This window comes from uncultured Caballeronia sp., from assembly GCF_964243625.1.
Classification (GTDB): Bacteria; Pseudomonadota; Gammaproteobacteria; order Burkholderiales; family Burkholderiaceae; genus Caballeronia.
In genome coordinates this window covers 1-1091 of record NZ_CAXTGZ010000691.1, presented here as the reverse complement: position 1 = coordinate 1091, position 1091 = coordinate 1, and the positions used below count along the sequence as shown (strand labels likewise).

Here is a 1091-nt window from a genome sequence, read left to right as displayed (position 1 = left end):
CGCGCAGCCGTCATCGCCAGCAACCCGGCGAGTGCACCCGCCGTCACCACGATGCGCGCCGGATCGATATCGAGCCCGAACACATCGCGATAATGACCGGATATCGCCTCGCGCAACGACGCCAGTCCGAGCGCGTTCGTGTACTGGGTGACGCCGCGCCGCAGGGCGTCGGTCGCTGCGGCAATTACCGGTTCGGGCGCCGTGAAATCCGGCTCCCCGATACCCATGTGGATGATGTCGCGCCCCGCGCGTTCGAGCGCCTGCGCTTCCTTTGCCAGTTCCATGACATAGAACGGCTCGATCGCATCGACGCGCGCGGCGTAGCGAATTGCGCTTTGGGAGACGGCGCCGAGCGGGTCTTTGGCGAAATTCATCAGCTTCGCTGGCCGCGGCCTTGTGCTTCTGTCGGCCGCAGTTGAACCGCAAGCTTGTCCAGCACGCCGTTCACGTACTTGTGGCCATCGGAACCGCCAAACGTCTTGGTCAACTCGATCGCTTCGTTGATCACCACGCGATACGGAATGTCCAGGTGATGCTTGAACTCGAACGCGGCGACCATCAGCACCGCGCGTTCAACCGGCGAAAGCTGGTCGAGCGGGCGATCGAGGCAGGGCTGCAATTCGGCGGAAATGATGTCCGCTTCCTTGATCACGCCGTGCAGCAGGGCGTCCAGATGCTCCTGGTCGGCTTTATCGTAGCCTTGCGCGCCGCGCAACTGCGCGTCGATCTCGCCACCGGGCGAGCCCGACAGCAACCACTGATAAAGCCCTTGTGTCGCGAGTTCGCGCGAGCGGCGTCGAGCGCTTTTCATGCACGGTCCTCGTCGTCTTCGTCTTCATCGTCACCGCCGAGCTGTTCCAGCGCGACCGACAAGTTCGCCATTTCCACCGCCACGCGTGCAGCGTCGCGGCCTTTTTCCGTCATGCGGGCAACGGCTTGCTCGTCATTTTCGGTCGTCAGGACCGCGTTGGCGACTGGCGTGCCGAAGTCGAGCGCGATACGGGAAATGCCCGCGCCGCTTTCATTCGATACCAGCTCGAAGTGATACGTCTCGCCGCGAATGACGGCGCCGAGCGCGATGAGAGCATCGA

2 protein-coding genes and 1 pseudogene (1 of these 3 running past the window's edge) are annotated in these 1091 nt (G+C 63.4%); all 3 read right to left on the bottom strand.

Annotation, left to right across the window (positions count from 1 at the left end):
• Positions 1-374, bottom strand: a pseudogene (locus ACFFAR_RS29380) (pyridoxal phosphate-dependent aminotransferase) (it extends 884 nt beyond the left edge of the window).
• Entirely contained in the window at positions 374-811 is a 438-nt protein-coding gene (nusB, locus tag ACFFAR_RS29375; protein WP_075359597.1) for a transcription antitermination factor NusB, read from the bottom strand. Before nusB ends, ACFFAR_RS29380 begins: the two are co-directional and overlap by 1 nt.
• Positions 808-1091: 6,7-dimethyl-8-ribityllumazine synthase (locus tag ACFFAR_RS29370; protein WP_375509029.1), on the bottom strand; the 284-nt coding region annotated here is incomplete at its 5' end. The genes ACFFAR_RS29370 and nusB, both read right to left, overlap by 4 nt.